Origin of the sequence: Acinetobacter sp. YH01019 (assembly GCF_013420285.1) — a bacterium.
Classification (GTDB): Bacteria; Pseudomonadota; Gammaproteobacteria; order Pseudomonadales; family Moraxellaceae; genus Acinetobacter; species Acinetobacter gandensis.
This window is the reverse complement of sequence record NZ_VOYM01000038.1, coordinates 13,737-33,103: the sequence shown is the minus strand read 5'-3', so window position 1 is coordinate 33,103 and position 19,367 is coordinate 13,737. Positions and strand designations below refer to the sequence as shown.

Sequence of the window (19,367 nt, the reverse complement as noted above, 5' to 3'; positions counted from 1 at the left end):
ACAGCAGAATGCGTATATTGAACGCTATAATCGGACCATACGTTATAGTTGGCTGAGCAAGCATTTATTTGATACTTTGGATGAAGTACAAGATTATGCAACAAACTGGTTGTGGCATTACAACCATGAAAGACCACATCAAGCTAACAAAGGAAAGCCACCTCTAATGGCTGCTTAACCTCTACTTTTAACTTCGGTTATTTATGGGAGGATTACCATATAGACGAATTTTGAATAAATTTGACGAAAAAATATCGGATGGGAATGCTTAAGTCAAGTAATTATTTTTTTATTTTAAGCTATTGTTTTTACTATAATAAATTAATTGAGAAACGTTTATTTATTCATTATATCGTCCATTAATTTAATATTTGATTTTATATTTTTAATATCATTCTCCATAGTTTCTTTATGGTTAATAAAATATTTCTCTAATGTTTTATCATCCGATAATAATGATTCTAGAAACTCAATATTATTTTCTTTATCTTTAATTTGATCTAAAAATTCTGTTTTCTTTTTAGAAAAAATCTCTTCCAATTTTTGCTTCTTTGTTCGATTCCTGAGTTCATTCATACGTGGTGTTTCGGTATAAGAAAAAACATTTTTTCTTGATGTTTCATGATTAACTTCTAAATATTGAAATCGTATTAAAACTTTTAAACCAGAATACATCAAACGCTTGGTCTTATCATTTCTGTAGATCTGATTAATATTAAGTTTTTCCCAAAATTGTTTGGCTTCCCAATTTTGAATTTCATAGTTATCGAATAATTCTAAGAATTCGTGATACAACGGCAAATGTACAGGTCTCTTCATGTTCAGTCTTTTAGTCTTTTATTAAAAATGAGGATTATAGTCCGTGGATATTTAATCCTCAATTAGTGATATTTCTATTTTTTGAACAATTTATTTTAAATGTTAGAATTATCTATTGAGATTGGTCAATTAATACGCAAAAAAAGAAAAGAGAAAAAAATTACACAAGAAGCTTTAGCGTTACAGTGTGGTATTGACCGCAGTTATATCGGTCGCATTGAGCGTGGCGAAGTAAACCTTACTGTTGAAAAGCTGTATGAAATCGCCACCGCACTAGAAGTAGACATGAAAGAATTATTGCCATAATTTTTAGCGTTTTTTTCCAGTACCATATCCTCCAAATACAGTCCGACCACCAATTTTCATAGACGTGTTCTCTATCAAGTCAAATTCGTCACGGGGTTCTTTAGAGTATTTTTTGTATTTTTCTATATAGTCTTCTTCGATCTCTGCTTTATGTGATTTAATTTCAGGTAATGGCCCTTTGTAAGTTTTTAGAAACTCGCCAAACATTTGATAATTCTCGTCTAAAAGAGTATTACTCTTACTCTTCTTTAATTTGTTATCTTCGATAAAAAAGCATGTACCAGTTCTATATTCAAACCATCTTACTGCTTTTAGATATTCGGTCCCTTTCAATTTTGTGAAATCCAAAACTTGCATAATAGGCGTGCTATTACTGTGTTCTTTATAATGCATCGCAGCAAAGACTGCTATTTGATGAAATAGCGTGGAATGTAAGAATTTTTTATGATCCAAAAATGGAGCTAGTTCTGATTTGGATATTTCACTTACAGTTCTCAAAAGTTTCTGAAATCTGTCTTTGTTGCGTTTATATTCCTCACTTTTCATGCTCCTTCCTCTTTAGCGAATAGTTTATTTAATTTCTAATCTAGATGAATTTCTTGCATCTGTGAATAGGCTTTGTTGCACAAAGATTTCATAACTATATGATTTTAAAAGTTTTGATTATTTTTTGATCCAAAATTAAATTTATTTAAATCAGATGCTTACATATTTATGCAACAAAGCCGCTCTGTGATGACATCTGAAATTGCCCTATTAATATTGGTATAAAATTTAACCTCGCCTAAATAAAGATCTAATGTGCTCCCATTATAAACAACATGAACTGAATCAAACCCTTTAACAGTATCGTTTCTTGAGTCTTTAAAGAATATTTTAGAAATTGCAGGTGTTGTTTTAAAACATTGCCTTAAGATGATATGTAATATTAACTCACCAAACTCACCTCTACTCTGAAACTTATCAGTTTGATAAATTGATCTTGCTGCTTTTTGAAGCAATGCAACCGCATTATGCGCACTCATTGAACGCACTTCTTGATAATTCAAAGCAAACTCAGGCAACCATTGCATTACATGATTGGCAAACTGGGTTTCTCTCCATTCACCCAATTCGTATCCAGCACATACAGCAAGAAGGTTAGGATCTAAATCTGTTTTATGTATCCTTACTTCTAAAAAAGGCTCAGGCATTGCTAGTAAAGTTTGATTACCCATCATCTCGATATAATTTTATTATTCAATCGATTGCATAATACTTTACCTTATTTTCATATTGAACATTTTAAATACAAATTGATCATTTTTATTAATTTTATTAAGTATTAGGAAAATACCTGAGTTTGACCGAAAAGTTTTGGAAGTATTAAGACAACCACTGGAATCTAAAGAAATTGTCATTTCTAGAGCTTCAAGGCAAATCACCTTTCCAGCCAATTTCCAACTGATTGCGGCGATGAACCCCTGTCCTTGTGGCTATGCGTTTAACAATGATATTCGCTGCCAATGTTCAGCTGAACAGATTAAAAGATATCAAAACCGAATTTCTGGCCCGCTCTTAGATCGAATTGACTTACACATTGACGTACCACCCTTAGCGGCACAAGAACTACAAAACAGTCAAGCAGTTGAAAATTCAGCGACTGTTCGTGAACGTGTGATTACAGCTTATGAACGACAAATGAAGCGACAGAATGCGTTAAACATGAGTTTAAGTCCAAAACAGCTTGAGCAATATGCCATTCTTGATGACACAACGACTCGCATGTTTGAAATGGCACAGCAAAAATTGGATTTATCAGCACGTGCCTACCATCGGGTATTACGTGTGGCAAGGACCATTGCCGATTTAGCACAGAGTCCAGATATTCAAAGTACACATTTATCAGAAGCGCTTTCGTATCGGAGTCAAATACCGCAGCTATAAAAAAGCGACCGAATGGTCGCCTTTTTCAAAGATACGTATTATTAGAAGCTATATGCTAAACCTAGCACCGCTTTGTTTTTGAAATCTTCATCAAAACGACCATTCCCACCAAGAATATAATTGAAGCTTGCGGTTAAGCCTGTATCACCTAATGCTTTGCTTACACCCACGTCAAAATGGCGGAAGCTAAAACTTTCAGTTGAACCTTTAACGAAATCTCCATTTTTCTCATACGTATGTAAACCTAAAGCAGTGTCTAAACTAAAATCATTCGGTAAAGGATAGCTATAAGTGGCTTTAAAATAGGTATCGCCTGCATTCCCCCATATTGTATCTTCCAATAAGGTTTGAGCCGTCACACCAAAATCTTTGTAATTCAAACCCAATAAAAGTTCGAAGCCATTCGCATCAGACGTATTAATGTCATAGTAATAATAATAAGTTGTACCTACAGTAAAACCTAGATCATCATTAAAGCTACCGTTATACCCAACATAGAAGTCGTGCTCCATTGCATTAGATTGACCTGGATAAGCATCATCGCCATCAAGTGTAGACGTCCACCAACCTGCATATAAACCTGATGCATGGCTATAATCTAAACCACCTTGAATCGTTAATTTATCGTTTTCAGGTAATGCTGTGTTACCGCGTAGGTTATAGCTTGAAAGTAAGCCAATATTTCCAGAGAAACTATGCTCAGATGCGACTTCATCTGCAAATGTTAACGGTGATGCTGATGCAACTGCTGCTAGAGCCAAAGCTTTCAATTTAAATTTCATTATTCGATTCCCCCGACCGTCCCAAGACGTTTTTTATGGTCATTTATAAAACTCATATAAGAGTTAGCAATTGCTGTGCCAACATTTTTAAAACCCGTCATTTATCTGATGGTTTTAAATTTAAATTAGCCAAAAAAAAATTTTATTGCATTGTTTTTTATAGTTATTATTAAAAATAAAAATTAATAAAGATCCTCATCCTACACATTAAAAAAGTAATAACTTAGTTTATTGAGTCGAATTTCTAAGCTACATACCAATATGTAACAGCATTTTAAAAATGCGCTTTTTTGAGTACATTATTTCAACAGCGCCCAGAAAATTGCATAAAAAAAGTGCACAATTGGATTGCACACTTTTCTATCTTAGTTTTAGCTTTAAATAATAAACATCATTTGCTTAGAACGAATAAGTAAGTCCAACCACGACGTTATCATCGAGGCGCTCACCTTCACGGTCTTTACCACCCCAAACATAGTCGGCCATAAATTCAATACCCGTATCAGCTAAAGGCTTACTTACACCAAGACGTGCTTCAGTAAATACAACATCTTCAGTTGTGCTTAATAAGCTGTCGTCACGACTGTCATTAAAAACTGATACGCCGACAGCACTATTTAAAGACACATCATATGGAAGTACATAACTATATGCTGCGTTCAGATATACATCCCCAGCATTGCCATAGCTTACATCCGACAAAAGCACACCAATACCCACAGTTAAATCTTTGTATGTCACATCATTTAAAAATTCCACACCCGTAGTACGGCGCTTTTCAGAGCGATCTTCATTATAAATCGAGCCACCACCTTGGTAGACATACGCCATAACTTGCGATTTATAACTCAGGTTTTCATTTAATTCACGGCCATAACCCACATAAAAGTCATGTTCAAAACCATGTGACTGAGTGTCATCAGTTGGGTCATAATTTAATGTCGAACCCCAATAGCCTGCAAAAAAACCACTATTATGGCCATACTCTAAACCTGCCTGTACAGCAGGCTTATCATTTTCTTCGCTACCACGATAAATGTATTTATTCACTACACCCAAACTGCCTGACCACGCCCCATTAGCTTGAGTTTCATCAGCTGCAAATGCAGAAATTGAACCCAAAGCAAATAATGTTGCTAATACTGTTTTTTTATAGAGTTGATTCATGTTGTGCCTACATCAAACCCTGAGCGGATTCGGCTTTGTGAAAAATTAGCGCCGATTTTAATGCTTTTTCACTTGCTGTATAGATTTTTTTTGCTGTTTATTTAAACTTTTTATCAATTTTTTAATTAATAAACAGCACGATACTTATACAGTGTAGTAAAAAACAAACCTATGATTTTGGATACAATTTACTAAGCACTTAAATATATAAGAAGAATAAGCAACTGTTATTATTTCTTAAAATGCTATTCCTTAAAATTTCACGTTCTATTTCAGCTTGTTCCAAACGAAATGAATATGAGGTTTTTCGTTATTATTTTTTGCTTAAACCTATTGGTTAAACTAATCTTTGATAGTCAAATTTCATCTCAATCGTCTTAGACAAATTTCTAAATTCAGTTACTCAATTTGTCAGCCAAGTTTGACTATTTGAACATTTTTAAATTGTCATTTTTTAAAAAACTTACTTATCAATTGGTTGTATATTAATCAAATTGCTTTTTTTAACATTTATTATATTTTTTTATGCTAAGTACCCCATAAATAACTCTTTAAGAATAAATATATTGATGTTTTATAAACTATTCCTTTAACAACAAACACATACATAATTTCACTTAGCTTTTAAATTGCAATATATCGGGAAAAGTCATAACTTTAGTGTAATAAGCGCATTAAAAATAGTGATTTTTTTAAGAAAAAATATACAATCGCACTACACATTAACCTAACTTTGCATGAGGCTCTCTCCCAATGCTTAAAGCTCAACAACTAACACTTGCAGTATTAGTAAACGCTGCTCTTATTTCTACTGCTTTTGCTAGCGAACAAAGTGAAGCGAAAGGTTTTGTAGAAGATGCTGAAGGTACAGTGTTATTCCGTACCGGTTATATTCACCGCGACAAAAAAGCACCGGGTGTAAAAGACCAAAGCTCATTTGCAGAATCAGCAATTATCAAGCTTGATTCAGGCTTTACTAAAGGCGTTGTTGGTTTTGGTGCTGGTGTTATTGGTGACGCGTCTATTAAATTAGGCGAAAATAAAAACGCTAACAATAATATGATTCCTAAGCATAATGATGGTTCAGCTTATGACCATTGGGCACGTGGCGGTGCTTATGCAAAAGCACGTGTATCCAATACGACCGCTGTGTATGGTACTCAAGTTTTAGACATTCCTGTACTTGCATCAAATACTGCACGTATGGTGCCTGAATACTTTGAAGGTCTATTGGTCACTAGCAATGAAATTGACAACCTGTCTTTAACAGCAGGTAAATTCACCAAGAACCAATATTCCGATCAGATTGAAACTGATGGACGTAATTTAGATCGTGCTATTGTATGGGGTGCGAAATATAAATTTAATGATGCTTTAAATGCTTCTTATTATGGTGTAGATGTTAAAGATCGATTAGATCGTCATTATATTAATGCAAATTATAGCTATGCTTTAGCGAATGATAGTACTTTGACTCATGATTTCAGTGGTTATCATACTGAGTTTAAAGAAGGTGCTGCAACTGATTCTCATATCACTGATGACCTTTCTAATCGTAAAAATACAATCTTTGCTGTTTCTAGTACATATAGCAAAGATGTACATAATGTCATGCTTGCATATCAACAAAACTCAGGCAACACAGGCTATGACTATGGTTACAATGCAGATGGTGGACAAAGTATTTACTTACCAAACTCGTATCTTTCTGACTTTGTCGGCAATGATGAAAAATCTTTAGGCTTACAGTACAACTATAACTTCAAGAACCAAGGATTACCTGGTCTAAGTTGGACAAGTGCATTCGTTTATGGTTGGGATATCAAAGCAGCTAAAGATGGCTCACTTATCAGTGACAATAACGAAGAGCATGAATTCTTTAACCAAGTAAAATATACAGTTCAATCTGGTTTTGCTAAAGATACAAGCTTACGTGTTCGCCACTCTTACTTACGTGGCAGCAATGACTACAATAGCGTCTATATTGGTGACACTAACGAATGGCGTATCTGGTTAGATATTCCTGTGAAATTATTCTAATTTACAGAAATTTAAAACCATAAAAAAACCTGCACATTGTGCAGGTTTTTTTTATTCAGGTCTTAAAACTACAACCTAAATAACAAAGCAATTATTTGTTTGCTTCTGCATAAGCTTCAATTGAGCTTAGTACTTCTTGTTTCGCAACATCAGCACCTTCCCAACCACTTAACTTAACCCATTTACCTGGTTCTAAGTCTTTGTAGTGTTGGAAGAAGTGTTCGATTTGGCTGATCAATAATGGAGGAAGATCAGTATATTCTTGAACATCTTTGTAGATTGGAGTCAGTTTGTCATGTGGAACTGCAACCAGTTTGGCATCAACACCACCGTCATCTTCCATGTTCAGTTTGCCCACAGGACGGCAACGAATCACAGACCCTGGCTCTACTGGGTGTGGCGTTACCACAAGCACGTCAAGTGGATCACCATCAAGAGACAACGTATTTGGTACATAACCGTAGTTTGCTGGGTAGAACATTGCTGTACCCATGAAACGGTCTACGAATAATGCATCTGAATCTTTGTCAATTTCGTATTTGATTGGTGCTGCATTTGCAGGAATTTCAATAATGACATAGATGTCGTTAGGTGCGTCTTTACCTGCTGGGATATTGCTGTAGCTCATAGCATCACTCTTTAAACTAGGTTAAATCTTTTTAAGTCGGCACAATTATAACGTTTTTACAGCTTTTTTTGTGATTTTACATCGACAGCCAATGATTTAATCAGAGCATCAATAAGATTAGCTCAGTTTAATCACCAACAGCAGTAAACATATTGGACACAGCATCGACAGTGTCCAAATGATTGAACGCAAGGTTGCCCAGTTAGCCAAGTAACATACGCCATAAATAACCCTTAAAACCAAATAGGCAATACCAAAGGTCATGATAAATTGCTGCTGAATCACCATATATTCAGCCATTAAAATAGCCGCAATAAATAACGGAAGGCTTTCAAAACTGTTTTGCTGAACAGCATTAGCACGGCTCGCAAGCCCAGTCGATTTTGCTAAAACCTCTCGAGGATGCTGATTATCACTCGACTTAAAGCCAGCTGCTTTTTTTGCAATAAAGGTAAAAGCATAAGGTAGTAAACACGCTCCTAAAATGAGATAGATGATCCCACTGATGCTTTGCATGTGTTTTTTCTCAGGAAGATTTTTATAGCTGCTATGATAGCATGGCGTTTCGTGAATAAATTTTGTTAAATATAGTGTTTTTACTATCGGCAGATGAAAGGATCCCCTATGAGCAGTCCTGATCAAGACAAATTATTTGAAGTGCTTGAACAGCAAAAACTCCATCAGCAACGTGTCGATCGCGTGTTAAAAATCGTTATTCCAATTACTGCATTTTTACTGGCAGTTATTTGCGCTAATCTGAATATTTGGTCGACTGTACTCAGCTTTGTCATGATGTGGATTGCCTTTTATGCTGTATCTATCAAACAACTTCCGCTGTGGCATTGGGTCATTGTTATTGCGCTATATTGCCTCATCGACAATATTTTGACATATGGTAGCTACAATCAATCTGGATTTAGCCGTCAATTTGGGGCAATGTTTATTTTCTTAGGTGTATTTGGTGTTGGGCGTCGTTACTTTGATCGCTGGTCAATGAACAAAGGAAAATTATAATTTTCACACTAGCAAATAAAAAAGCGCCCAAAGGCGCTTTTTTTATATGAGCTAAATTAAGCCGTTTTACGTAAATCTTTACGTAAAATTTTACCAACGTTTGATTTTGGAAGTTCATCCATAAATTCAACATAACGTGGACGCTTGTAACCTGTTAGGTTTTCTTTAGCAAATGCTAAAACTTCTTCAGTGGTTAAAGATGGATCTTTTTTCACCACAAACAATTTAGGTACTTCACCTGATTTTTCATCTGGCACACCAATCGCTGCAACTTCCAACACTTTTGGATGTTTCGCAATGACTTCTTCAATTTCTGAAGGGTAAACGTTGAAACCAGAAACCAAGATCATGTCTTTTTTACGGTCAACGATTTTCACATAACCACGTGGATCCATCACACCGATGTCACCCGTACGGAAGAAACCATCTGCTGTCATCACTTTGGCAGTTTCATCAGGACGGTTCCAATAGCCTTTCATGACTTGAGGGCCACGAATTGAGATTTCACCTTGCTCACCTTGTGCGACTTCATTGCCATCATCATCAAGAATCGCAACTTCAGTTAACGGCAATGGAATACCAATCGTGCCACTGAACTCCATTGATGCAGGTGGGTTGGCAGTTGCTACTGGTGAAGTTTCTGACAGACCATAACCTTCGATAATGTTAGTCCCTGTCACTTTTTTCCATGCTTCTGCTGTAGATGGAAGTACAGCCATACCGCCACCCATCGCCATTTTCAGCTTGCTATGATCAAGTTGCTTAAACTCTTCGTTGTTCACTAAAGCATTAAACAGTGTGTTCACAGCTGGGAAGAATGAAGGTTGGTATTTACGCAGTTCTTTCATCACCGCAGGTAAGTCACGTGGGTTTGGAATAAGGACGTTCGCTTGACCTTTGTACATACCATAAAGCGCACATACCATGAAGGCAAAGATATGATAAAGCGGCAATGCACAGAAGATACGGTCATCAGGTTGACCATCTTGCTGACCAAATTTACTTTGGAAAATACCATCACACTGCAACATGTTCGATACTAAGTTGCGATGTGTAAGTTCTGCACCTTTCGATACACCTGTCGTACCACCAGTATATTGAAGTACTGCAGTATCGCTCAGTGTTAAGTTTGGACGTTTGTAATTGCTTGCACTGACTTTTGACATTGCTGCATTAAAACGAATATGACCTGGAATGTTCCAAGCTGGAATTTGTTTACGTACTGAACGTAAAACAAAGTTCACCAATGTGCCTTTCAACGCACCTAGCATATCCCCAACAGAAGCTACGATGACGTGTTTAATTGGTGTCTTACCAATAATTGCTTGGTAAACAGATGCAAAGTTTTCAATAATTACAAGTGCTTCTGTACCTGAGTCATTTAATTGATGCTCAAGTTCGCGTGATGTGTACAGTGGGTTCACGTTGACCAAAACCAGGCCTGCACGGAATACACCCAATGCAACGACAGGATATTGAAGAACGTTAGGCATCATTACCGCCACACGTGAACCTTTTGCCAAACCTAAACTTTGCAAATAAGTTGCAAACTTACGGCTCGCCTCGTCAAGTTCTTTAAAAGTAAGTACTTTATCCATAAAGATAAAGGCATCACGTGAGCCAAACTTCTGAAAATTACGTTCAAAAATATCGACGAGCGATGTATTTTCTGCGGGTAATTCTACAGTCTCGGGAATCCCTGTCTTTTGGTATTCAGCTAACCAAATCTTTTCCATAACGCCCAATTCTCCTGTCGTAATCCTTAATAATCTAACTGTTTTTTTTCAATACTGAGCGGTCTTTATTTAACTTGTTTGGTGCTCAATATTGCATCCATTTCACGAATAACAGCATATATAACGTATTTCGTTCCATGGATGCTAGTATTATCTTTGAATGAACAGTTTATTTGCTTTTTGATATCCACGTGGCAACAACACGCCTTTTGAAGCACGCTTGCCCACATACTTCTGCAAGTCATCCCCTTTTAGCTTTAATTGTTGATTACCTGCAAGCACTTGAATTATTTCATCTAAGTTCAAAGTTATCATGGATACTATTTGATCTTTGGCTTCAAGTTGTATCAATTTATTACCTTTACCTTTATTCAGTACAGGTAATTCAGCCAAATCAATCAACAACAAACGTCCTGCTGAACTGAGCAGTGCAAGATGACTTGCATTGTCAATGACTTCAAGATTCATCACCGCCGCACCCTCAGATAAACTTAAGAATGCTTTCCCCGCTTTGGCATTGGTATCCAGATTTTTCGCCTGAGTTTTGAAACCATAACCTTTATCACTCATGGCTAAAAGTTCAGTTTCATCCTCTGCAATCAAGACTTGTTTAAAGCCGACACCGCTGGCTGGTGAAAGTTTTGAACTAAGTGGCTCACCCAGTCCTCGCGCTGAAGGCAAAGTACTAATCCCCAAGGCATAACTACGACCAGAATCATCTAGTACATAAACGCGTTGGTTTGATTTACCTTGTGCATGACTAAGGTATTGATCACCTGCACGGAAATTTAGATTTTCAGCATCAACTTCATGGCCTTTTGCCGAACGAATCCAGCCAGCTTCAGACAACACAACGGTGACAGGGTCAGCAGGAAGCATATCCTGTTCATTAATCGCAGTGGCTTCTGCGCGTTGCACGATAGGTGAACGGCGATCATCACCAAATTTTTTCGCGTCTTCTTTTAATTCACTAATGATGAGTGCTTTTAAAGATTCTGGGTTGGCCAATTGCTCACGAATAATCGCTGCTTTGGCTTCAAGTTCTTCTTGCTCACGACGCATTTCCATTTCTTCAAGTCGTGCCAAATGACGTAACTTGAGTTCTAAAATGGCTTCAGCTTGAATCTCATCAATATTAAAATGTGACATCAACACTGGCTTCGGCTGATCTTCCTCACGAATAATACGAATCACTTCATCAATATTCAAAAAGGCAATAATCAAACCTTGCAAAATATGCAAACGTTTTTCAATTTTTGATAAATGGTAATTCAGACGGCGTGTCACCGTTGCTTTACGAATCTCAATCCATTCCAACAAGATACGTCGGATCGATTTTACTTGTGGACGACCATCTGCACCAATCATATTCATATTGACACGATAGCTCGATTCTAAATCTGTCGTGGCAAATAAATGACTCATTACAGATTCGGCATCAATACGATTTGAACGCAGCACAATCACCAAACGCGTTGGGTTTTTATGATCCGATTCATCACGTAGATCTGTCACCCAAGGCAATTTTTTTGCCTGCATTTGATCTGCAATTTGGGTAATGACTTTCGAGCCAGAAACTTGATACGGCAATTCCGTAATCACAATTTCATTTTTTTCAATGCTATAAACCGCACGAGTCCGATAACTGCCACGACCTGTAGTTTGAATTTTTAGCAACTCTTCAGGTGAGGTAATAATTTCAGCACGTGTCGGTGAATCAGGCGCAGGAATATATTCAGCAACTTTTTCATCGGTCAAATTTGGATTACGAATTAAGGCAATCGTGCCTTTCACCACTTCACGTAAGTTATGCGGTGGAATATCCGTTGCCATCCCTACCGCAATACCGGTTGTACCATTGAGTAAGATATTAGGTACGCGTGCAGGAAGATTGACCGGCTCTTTCATTGAACCATCAAAGTTGTCTTGCCAATCACAAGTGCCTTGGCCTAACTCTGACAATAACAAATCACTATAAGCTGAAAGTTTAGCTTCGGTATATCGCATGGCAGCGAAGGATTTTGGGTCATCTGGAGAACCCCAGTTGCCTTGACCTTCAATAAATGGATAGCGATAGCTAAATGGCTGTGCCATGAGCACCATAGCTTCATAACACGCAGAGTCACCATGCGGATGGTACTTACCCAGTACGTCACCCACAGTACGTGCAGATTTTTTCGGTTTCCCCGTGGGCTTTAAACCTAACTCACTCATCGCATACACAATACGACGTTGTACAGGTTTCAAACCATCACTGATATGAGGCAAGGCACGATCCATGATCACGTACATTGCGTAATTGAGATATGCTTGTTCGGTAAATTCTGCTACGGAACGGTTTTCTGTCGCATGATGCGCAAGGCTTGTCATAACAACCTATAATCCTAAATTGTTCGTTCTTTCTTGGGTTCTTATGCTATGTCGCAGGTGTTCACTAATACAAGGGTATCAACACACACTCTGCGACAAATTATGTCTTATGGCGTAAAAATATCCATTTTATCCACCATGATCAACTAAAAATTCACCAACCTTTTACAGACCAATCGATTCCAGTGTTTTACCTTTGGTTTCTTCACCTAAGACTAAAATAATTAACGCCACTGCAATTAACACCGCAGTAAACATCATAAAGACATAGCTAAAACCGTGATCCATATCCATCATATGTGTTACTGCGAACGGTGCAGCAATACCGCCAATACGACCAATTGCCCCTGCCCAACCTGAACCAAAGGCACGAATATTGGCTGGGTATTGTTCTGGGGTATAGGTATATAACACCCCCCATGCACCCAAATTGAAGAAGGACATTAAACAGCCCCAAATCACAATTTCAGTAACGCTGCCTGACTGACCAAAGAAGTAAGCCGATACTGCACACATGCCAATAAAACCTGCCAATGTGGCTTTACGACCGAGTTTTTCCACCAACCATGCTGCCGCAATATATCCCGGTAACTGTGCCAGAATCATTACCAAGACATATTCAAAAGATTGTACGATGGTGTAGCCTTCTTTCACCAATAAGCTTGGTAACCAGGTGAAAATGCCATAGTAGGAAAAGACAATACCAAACCAGATTAACCATAACATTAAGGTACGACGCGCAAATACACCTGACCAAAGTTGCGAAAAACTGATGTTATGTTTTTCTGCAACAGGTTTTACTTCAAAGATTTCAACTACTTCCACACCGCATTTGGCTTCAATTTTTTTCACCAATGCATGGGCTTCATCAAAGCGACCACGGTTAATTAAATAAGGCACAGACTCAGGCACCATTTTCCAAATCACAATGGCATATAAAGCAGGAATACCACCAATGAGGAATGCCGCGTGCCAACCAAAATCAGGAATAATAAAGCGTGAAACTAGAGCTGCGACCAGCCAACCTAAGCCCCAAAAACTTTCAAGTAATACAATAAATCTTCCACGCACATGGGCAGGAATATATTCACTGACCAAGGTGACCGCAACAGGAAGCTGTCCGCCTAAACCTAAGCCAACAATAAAGCGAAACACCAAAAGCCAAGTTAAGTTAGGCGCAAAGGCACAGGCGGCTGTTGCCAAACTATAAATCACTAAAGTCACAGCAAATACAGTCTTGCGACCAAAACGGTCGGCTAAGCCACCCGAACAAACTGCACCAATGGCCATGCCCACGAACCCAATCGAAACCACCCAACTTTTATCATTCGGTGTCATTGCCCAATCTTCTGCCATCTTCGCCAAGATGAAGGAAATCAGACCCGTGTCCATGGCATCAAACATCCAGCCAAGGCCAATGACCCAAAGTAAGGTGTAATGGAACTTACCAATCGGTAAGCGTTGAATACGTGAGACTAAGTCCATATTACGATCTCTGAACTGGTGAAAGGGGGGCACGCTGCTTTCCCAACAGGATTTATAATTTTACGCGTTTAAAATCAATTATTGTCAAAGACTGTTTGCATGATGTAAGTAAGCTACATCTCAAAACAAAACAGTCTTCAACCGATTAAATTAAGATAAGTCTTTTGACGATGCAGACTGGTCATCTTCATCTTTATAGATAAATTTAGGCATTTCTAAGCCAAAGTAAATCGCAATCAGACGCAAGGTAAAGCCAAAAATCAGTGTCGCGATTACGGTTAATTCCAGCGAAAGACCAATTTCGATGCAGATCCAATAACAAATCACGGAGACAAAAGAGATACTGGCATACAGTTCTCTACGGAAAACCAAAGGCACATCGTTACAGAGAATGTCTCGTAGAATACCGCCAGACACCCCCGTTAGTACGCCAGCAACCGCAGAAACAACAAAGCCATGCCCCATTTCTAAAGCAATTTGACAACCAATAATGGTAAAGCCAATCAAACCAAGGGCATCAAGTACCAAGAAGATATTACGAAGATGACGCATCCATTTTGCAATCAGGATGGTGACAAATGCAGCAAAACAGGTCAGCATTAAATATTCAGGATGCTTGACCCAAGTCAGTGGATAATGCCCGAGTAGCACATCACGAACTGAACCACCTCCCAGTGCCGTGACACAGGCAATCAGTGTTACCCCAAACCAATCCATACTCCGCCGACCCGCCGACAATGCACCTGTCATTGCTTCTGCCGTAATTGCGATAATATAAATAACTGTAAGTAACATCGCCCTTCTTCCACTGAGGGTTAAGATGCGCGCTATTCTAAGCTAAATCTGCTCAAATGTTATAAAAATTGCGCACAACATTGTTTAAATTTTCGTTCAGAACCACAAATACACGGCTGCTTCATGGTGATTTTCATCTCTGTGGTCGGATCAAGAAAATACCACGCCCCTGCATACTTCACAAAATGTGAAATTTCATGATGTTCCTGTGCTTGCTGACCATCGTGATAATGTGCTTTGAATTCAACCTGTGCATGATTTTTATCAAGCTTTTCCTGTGCTTGTACTACTTCTAATTTAAGCCATTGATTGGACTCACTCCAATCCCGAATAGCAGCAACATCCAATGCCTGTTGTTGGCCTTTGGCTGTCGTTTGCACAATATAATCAATTTCGTGTTGAGCAAAGGCGCTATAACGAGAACGCATTAATTGTTCAGCTGTTGCAGCTTTTACCACACCTAAATGCAAAGGCTGACAGCAGTTTGCATAGTTTCCCTGACCACAAGGACAATCTATATTCGACATGAATATTCCAAAAAAAATAGCCCGACATTGCGGACTATTTTAATGGATCTATCAACAGAATGTTGAAGCAATCTTTAGCAGATTAATCTTGGTTGGGTACTGGAATCACATGCACTTTTTCAATTTTATGTCCGTCCATGGTAACAACTTCAAAGACATGCTGATCTGCTGTGAGCTTTTCGCCATTAGCTGGCAAGCGACCTAAATGGAATAAGATATAACCCGACAAAGTTGAGTACTGTTCAGACTCATCTACCAAATCACGGCCTAACAGCAACGATACATGACGAATATCAGTCGAGCCATCTAGCAATAAGGTACCATCATCTAAACTTTCCGCAGCCGTTTCCGGTTCATCCTCATCGGGAAATTCACCGGCAATCGCTTCTAATACATCAATTGGGGTGGCAATCCCTTCAATTGAACCGTATTCGTTCAGAACAATCGCCATTTGTAATGGGGCTTGACGTAATTGCTCCATCACCATCAACACTTGCGCATTTTCATGTACAACAACAGGTTCACGTAGATGTTTTTCAAAATCTAACACGCCAGTTTCGATATAGTCATTCATGACTTTATGGGTCAACACGGCACCCGCAATGTTGTCTAACTCACCATGCGCCACAATTAAACGTGAATGTGTGGTACTAAGCAATTGCGCCCGAATGGCTTCCGGTGCTTCATCTAAATCAATCCACTCAAGCTCAGGCCGCGGTGTCATTACTGACTTCACAGGGCGCTCAGACAAGCCAAGTACACCTTGTACCATCACACTGTGATAAGCCCCGTTTTCTTCAGCAAAGACTTCATCAGCAAAGGCACGTGTCGCTAAGACATCTTCATTTTCATTCGGATGATCAGCCACATTCTTCCCACCCAACATACGCATCACTGCGGACGCTGTGCGATAACGCAAGTCGGTTGTGGTCACTAATTTTTCCTGATTATGACGCATAGTTTGGTTGAGGAACTCGATGAGTACAGAGAAACCAATCGCCGCATACAAGTAGCCTTTTGGAATATGGAAACCAAAACCTTCGACCAATAATGAGAAACCAATCATCATCAGGAAGCATAAACACAGAATCACCACCGTCGGATGACGGTTGACGAAGTTCATCAATGGTTTAGATGCCCACAGCATAATACCGACTGCAATAATCACAGCCACCATCATGACCGATAGCTCTTTCACCATACCGACAGCAGTAATGACACTATCCAGTGAGAACACCGCATCCAATACCACAATCTGTACGATCACCATCCAGAAAGTGGCATGTACAGGGTTCTCTTCCTTCAGCATTGGTTTATTTTCAAGACGCTCTCGAAGTTCCATGGTGCCCTTAAATAACAGGAATACACCACCAAACAGCAGAATCAGGTCTCGACCTGAAAAGGCGTGATCAAAAATATGGAAGAGCGGATTAGTAAGGGTAACAACCCATGCAATTGAAGCCAACAGCACCAAACGCATACACAGCGCTAAAAGTAGGCCGACAATACGAGCAGTATTACGCTTCTCCGGCGGTAATTTTTCCGCAAGAATGGCAATGAATACGAGGTTATCAATACCCAGAACAATTTCTAAAATAACCAGCGTTAATAAGCCAACCCATGCTGATGGATCTGACATCCACTCAAAGATCATGACTGTATCTCCTTAAGGGTGGATGTGAGCACATTAACGTGTAGTGAAATGCAAATTGTAGGAATAAATGTCAACGCTTGAGATGGCGTTATTTCTAATAGATGTATGTGTGCCGAGTGACAACAACCACTGCCCATGACGGTTCTTTAGCTAAAAATGAGGTTTTTAGTATAGCAAGTTGCATTAAAAATTCATCTTTTTTTACCAAAGTCCAATCTGGAAAAATCAGTATGCGATATTGTTAGACATTAAACTGTCATATTTGCATGCCACTGTAGAGTCATAAAAAATAACATGCTAAGGTAAAATTGAACCGAATGAATAGCGGATTAAAAATGACAGAAAAATTAAGCAATCCCTCTCCCAAAACAACTCAACCACTCATTGCACTCTATTGCGGCTCCCGCTCAGGCAATAATCCAATTTATCAAGAAAAAGCCATCGCATTAGCACAAGGTCTTGCCGAAAATGGTTTTGGACTCGTCTATGGCGGCGCCAGTATTGGTTTGATGGGACAAGTCGCCAATGCAGTAGTGCAGCATGGTGGTGAAGCTGTCGGCGTCATTCCAGAGTTCATGTTGGACTATGAAATTGCCCATAATGATTTAACTGAACTGCATGTGGTACGCACGATGCATGAACGTAAAGCGATGATGGCTGAACGTGCAAGCGCTTTTGTCGCTCTGCCAGGTGGTTTAGGTACATTTGAAGAAATTTTAGAGATTGCAACTTGGGGCCAACTCAATCAACATCAAAAACCGATGATGCTCTATAACGTCAATGGCTTTTATGATGCCTTAATTACTCAGCTTGACCATGCTGTGTTAGAAGGTTTTTTACCACCTCAGCACCGCGCTAAACTCATTGTGTGTAATTCATCTAAACAAATCTTTAGTGCGCTGAAAAACTTGGATTGCCCAAAACATTTTGTGGTGTAACGACTAAAGCCAAAATATTTTAAGTATAAAAAAACGGGGACATTTCCCCGTTTTTTCTTTCATCAGGAATATGAGCTAAACCTAACGATCAACTTAACTTCCGAGACCGGACACCACACGATAGAACCATGGCAATGTGGTCGCCAAGAAGATACTCATCAACAAACCTAACATCAACTTCATGGCATCTTTACTCACATTACGTGAAGTTCGATATTTATTCACTTCATGTAAGTGCATCGACATCGCAAATTCACGTCCTGCCAATAAGCCCAAGAATACCCATGTCGTACTCATCGGGATGTTACTCCACTCTTTGAATACCAATAAAATCAAGGCATAAATAAAATCAATAATGGTCGCTGAGCGAATATCTGCCACACCGGTTTTGGTATCAATAATGCCCTGAATTGCGCCGCCACGTTGATACAAAATCACGCCAAGCAGTACAACAAAGACCAAAATTGCAAAAATCAGAAACTCTAAAGGTACCTGACGTGGCACATACACAAAGATATTGGCCAAATCTTGAATCAGCCACTGACTCCATAGAAAAGCTGTCGACACCCACTGTAAACCAATCCAAATACTAGATGGTGTTTCATCACGGGTTTTGCTGAAATAAACCGAAATTCCTTTGATGACGAAGCGATAAACCACGATCGCCACAACAAATGCCACCGCATAACCCATCATTGACTTGGTCAACATCGAACCCAAGCTACTCGGCGAGAAAATTGTAAGCACCAAGAAGGTCGTACTGACTGGAATGCCATATTTAGTCAAAATAATTAACAGAATTGGCGGCACAATATACAGCCAGGTTACCCCTTCTTTTGGAAATGGAATGGTTTCTAAACGACCATAAGAGGCGTCCCCCACCCCTGAGGCATACCAACCGTAGACCAAAACAATTGCTAAAATACTGCTGACATAAATCCACAATACCCACCATGGACGATGCGCATTGGATGAAATAAATGTACCCAAAGTCTGAGGTACGTCATTACCGACAATTGAATAGGCCGCGAGACAGAAGCCTATGACCATCAAAATTTCGATTGTCATGAAAACAATACACCTTTGCCATAATGAAAAAAGTCCCCCAGTAACTGAAGGACTCGGCCGCATTATGACAGTTTATCTTGTGTTCATACAATTTAGTGCTGTACTTTTCTGT

19 protein-coding genes and 1 pseudogene are annotated in these 19,367 nt (G+C 38.8%); 6 read left to right on the top strand and 14 right to left on the bottom strand.

The genetic code is table 11. The features are described 5' to 3' along the window. A partial coding sequence (locus tag FTT84_RS10085) for an integrase core domain-containing protein (RefSeq protein ID WP_157937987.1) occupies positions 1–178 on the top strand: 178 nt, incomplete at its 5' end. 158 nt (positions 179–336) lie between these two features. On the opposite strand, the gene FTT84_RS10080 is transcribed toward FTT84_RS10085, so the two are convergent. Continuing rightward, on the bottom strand, positions 337–819 hold the full coding sequence (locus tag FTT84_RS10080; RefSeq protein WP_017386453.1) for a hypothetical protein: 483 nt from the start codon (positions 817–819) through the stop codon (positions 337–339). Positions 820–918: 99 nt separating this feature from the next. On the opposite strand from FTT84_RS10080, the gene FTT84_RS10075 reads away from it, so the two are divergent. Beyond that, positions 919–1,125 carry a helix-turn-helix domain-containing protein gene (locus FTT84_RS10075; protein WP_005401581.1) on the top strand — a complete coding sequence of 69 codons (207 nt, stop codon included), beginning with the start codon at positions 919–921 and terminating at the stop codon, positions 1,123–1,125. 3 nt (positions 1,126–1,128) lie between these two features. On the opposite strand, the gene FTT84_RS10070 is transcribed toward FTT84_RS10075, so the two are convergent. Continuing rightward, complete coding sequence (locus FTT84_RS10070; RefSeq protein WP_034680645.1) at positions 1,129–1,671, bottom strand: hypothetical protein; 543 nt, start codon at positions 1,669–1,671, stop codon at positions 1,129–1,131. A 158-nt stretch (positions 1,672–1,829) separates the two neighbouring features. Beyond that, positions 1,830–2,345, bottom strand: a complete 516-nt coding sequence (locus tag FTT84_RS10065; protein WP_218949719.1) for a DUF1837 domain-containing protein — start codon at positions 2,343–2,345, stop codon at positions 1,830–1,832. A gap of 112 nt (positions 2,346–2,457) precedes the next feature. Here FTT84_RS10065 and FTT84_RS10060 point away from each other — a divergent pair. After that, positions 2,458–3,051: pseudogene (locus tag FTT84_RS10060) on the top strand (ATP-binding protein); the annotation flags it as partial. A gap of 41 nt (positions 3,052–3,092) precedes the next feature. On the opposite strand, the gene FTT84_RS10055 reads toward FTT84_RS10060, so the two are convergent. Next, complete coding sequence (locus FTT84_RS10055) at positions 3,093–3,833, bottom strand: TorF family putative porin (RefSeq protein ID WP_153373000.1); 741 nt, start codon at positions 3,831–3,833, stop codon at positions 3,093–3,095. 399 nt (positions 3,834–4,232) lie between these two features. Further along, on the bottom strand, positions 4,233–5,000 hold the full coding sequence (locus tag FTT84_RS10050) for a TorF family putative porin (RefSeq protein ID WP_180057651.1): 768 nt from the start codon (positions 4,998–5,000) through the stop codon (positions 4,233–4,235). Positions 5,001–5,753: 753 nt separating this feature from the next. Here FTT84_RS10050 and FTT84_RS10045 point away from each other — a divergent pair. Continuing rightward, entirely contained in the window at positions 5,754–7,040 is a 1,287-nt protein-coding gene (locus FTT84_RS10045) for an OprD family outer membrane porin (protein ID WP_180081080.1), read from the top strand. 91 nt (positions 7,041–7,131) lie between these two features. Here FTT84_RS10045 and ppa read toward each other — a convergent pair whose 3' ends face one another. Both ppa and FTT84_RS10035 read right to left on the bottom strand, forming a co-directional pair. After that, positions 7,132–7,668, bottom strand: coding sequence for an inorganic diphosphatase (ppa, locus tag FTT84_RS10040; RefSeq protein ID WP_180081082.1), 537 nt, complete (start codon positions 7,666–7,668; stop codon positions 7,132–7,134). A gap of 117 nt (positions 7,669–7,785) precedes the next feature. Continuing rightward, positions 7,786–8,184: an MAPEG family protein gene (locus tag FTT84_RS10035; RefSeq protein ID WP_067763188.1), complete on the bottom strand. Its 399-nt coding sequence runs from the start codon at positions 8,182–8,184 to the stop codon at positions 7,786–7,788. Between the two features lie 108 nt (positions 8,185–8,292). Here FTT84_RS10035 and FTT84_RS10030 point away from each other — a divergent pair, with 108 nt between their 5' ends. Beyond that, on the top strand, positions 8,293–8,682 hold the full coding sequence (locus FTT84_RS10030; RefSeq protein WP_067763190.1) for a hypothetical protein: 390 nt from the start codon (positions 8,293–8,295) through the stop codon (positions 8,680–8,682). A gap of 56 nt (positions 8,683–8,738) precedes the next feature. Here the strand turns inward: FTT84_RS10030 and FTT84_RS10025 are convergent, their stop codons facing one another. The 6 genes from FTT84_RS10025 to FTT84_RS10000 all read right to left on the bottom strand — a co-directional run bounded on the left by FTT84_RS10025 (position 8,739) and on the right by FTT84_RS10000 (position 17,249). Next, positions 8,739–10,418 carry a long-chain-fatty-acid--CoA ligase gene (locus tag FTT84_RS10025; RefSeq protein WP_180081084.1) on the bottom strand — a complete coding sequence of 560 codons (1,680 nt, stop codon included), beginning with the start codon at positions 10,416–10,418 and terminating at the stop codon, positions 8,739–8,741. Between the two features lie 150 nt (positions 10,419–10,568). Continuing rightward, positions 10,569–12,788, bottom strand: coding sequence for a DNA topoisomerase IV subunit A (gene parC, locus FTT84_RS10020; protein WP_180081086.1), 2,220 nt, complete (start codon positions 12,786–12,788; stop codon positions 10,569–10,571). 165 nt (positions 12,789–12,953) lie between these two features. After that, a complete protein-coding gene (locus FTT84_RS10015) occupies positions 12,954–14,273 on the bottom strand; it encodes an MFS transporter (RefSeq protein WP_180081088.1) in 1,320 nt (439 codons plus the stop codon). A 150-nt stretch (positions 14,274–14,423) separates the two neighbouring features. After that, positions 14,424–15,068 carry a trimeric intracellular cation channel family protein gene (locus tag FTT84_RS10010; protein WP_067763198.1) on the bottom strand — a complete coding sequence of 215 codons (645 nt, stop codon included), beginning with the start codon at positions 15,066–15,068 and terminating at the stop codon, positions 14,424–14,426. A 59-nt stretch (positions 15,069–15,127) separates the two neighbouring features. Then, positions 15,128–15,595: a YchJ family protein gene (locus FTT84_RS10005; protein ID WP_180081089.1), complete on the bottom strand. Its 468-nt coding sequence runs from the start codon at positions 15,593–15,595 to the stop codon at positions 15,128–15,130. 82 nt (positions 15,596–15,677) lie between these two features. Beyond that, positions 15,678–17,249, bottom strand: a complete 1,572-nt coding sequence (locus FTT84_RS10000) for a TerC family protein (protein ID WP_180081091.1) — start codon at positions 17,247–17,249, stop codon at positions 15,678–15,680. Positions 17,250–17,566: 317 nt separating this feature from the next. Here FTT84_RS10000 and FTT84_RS09995 point away from each other — a divergent pair, with 317 nt between their 5' ends. Beyond that, positions 17,567–18,187, top strand: coding sequence for a TIGR00730 family Rossman fold protein (locus FTT84_RS09995; RefSeq protein WP_218949722.1), 621 nt, complete (start codon positions 17,567–17,569; stop codon positions 18,185–18,187). 93 nt (positions 18,188–18,280) lie between these two features. Here FTT84_RS09995 and FTT84_RS09990 read toward each other — a convergent pair whose 3' ends face one another. Next, complete coding sequence (locus tag FTT84_RS09990; RefSeq protein WP_180081095.1) at positions 18,281–19,255, bottom strand: hypothetical protein; 975 nt, start codon at positions 19,253–19,255, stop codon at positions 18,281–18,283. Between the last annotated feature and the right edge of the window lie 112 nt (positions 19,256–19,367).

Excerpts from the sequence above, each read along its gene's own strand:
- FTT84_RS10080 (WP_017386453.1), bottom strand. The coding sequence starts at position 819 with ATGAAGAGACCTGTACATTTGCCGTTGTATCACGAATTCTTAGAATTA.
- FTT84_RS10075 (WP_005401581.1), top strand. The coding sequence starts at position 919 with ATGTTAGAATTATCTATTGAGATTGGTCAATTAATACGCAAAAAAAGA.
- FTT84_RS10070 (WP_034680645.1), bottom strand. The coding sequence starts at position 1,671 with ATGAAAAGTGAGGAATATAAACGCAACAAAGACAGATTTCAGAAACTT.
- FTT84_RS10065 (WP_218949719.1), bottom strand. The coding sequence starts at position 2,345 with ATGATGGGTAATCAAACTTTACTAGCAATGCCTGAGCCTTTTTTAGAA.
- FTT84_RS10055 (WP_153373000.1), bottom strand. The coding sequence starts at position 3,833 with ATGAAATTTAAATTGAAAGCTTTGGCTCTAGCAGCAGTTGCATCAGCA.
- FTT84_RS10050 (WP_180057651.1), bottom strand. The coding sequence starts at position 5,000 with ATGAATCAACTCTATAAAAAAACAGTATTAGCAACATTATTTGCTTTG.
- FTT84_RS10045 (WP_180081080.1), top strand. The coding sequence starts at position 5,754 with ATGCTTAAAGCTCAACAACTAACACTTGCAGTATTAGTAAACGCTGCT.
- ppa (WP_180081082.1), bottom strand. The coding sequence starts at position 7,668 with ATGAGCTACAGCAATATCCCAGCAGGTAAAGACGCACCTAACGACATC.
- FTT84_RS10035 (WP_067763188.1), bottom strand. The coding sequence starts at position 8,184 with ATGCAAAGCATCAGTGGGATCATCTATCTCATTTTAGGAGCGTGTTTA.
- FTT84_RS10030 (WP_067763190.1), top strand. The coding sequence starts at position 8,293 with ATGAGCAGTCCTGATCAAGACAAATTATTTGAAGTGCTTGAACAGCAA.
- FTT84_RS10025 (WP_180081084.1), bottom strand. The coding sequence starts at position 10,418 with ATGGAAAAGATTTGGTTAGCTGAATACCAAAAGACAGGGATTCCCGAG.
- parC (WP_180081086.1), bottom strand. The coding sequence starts at position 12,788 with ATGACAAGCCTTGCGCATCATGCGACAGAAAACCGTTCCGTAGCAGAA.
- FTT84_RS10015 (WP_180081088.1), bottom strand. The coding sequence starts at position 14,273 with ATGGACTTAGTCTCACGTATTCAACGCTTACCGATTGGTAAGTTCCAT.
- FTT84_RS10010 (WP_067763198.1), bottom strand. The coding sequence starts at position 15,068 with ATGTTACTTACAGTTATTTATATTATCGCAATTACGGCAGAAGCAATG.
- FTT84_RS10005 (WP_180081089.1), bottom strand. The coding sequence starts at position 15,595 with ATGTCGAATATAGATTGTCCTTGTGGTCAGGGAAACTATGCAAACTGC.
- FTT84_RS10000 (WP_180081091.1), bottom strand. The coding sequence starts at position 17,249 with ATGATCTTTGAGTGGATGTCAGATCCATCAGCATGGGTTGGCTTATTA.
- FTT84_RS09995 (WP_218949722.1), top strand. The coding sequence starts at position 17,567 with ATGAATAGCGGATTAAAAATGACAGAAAAATTAAGCAATCCCTCTCCC.
- FTT84_RS09990 (WP_180081095.1), bottom strand. The coding sequence starts at position 19,255 with ATGACAATCGAAATTTTGATGGTCATAGGCTTCTGTCTCGCGGCCTAT.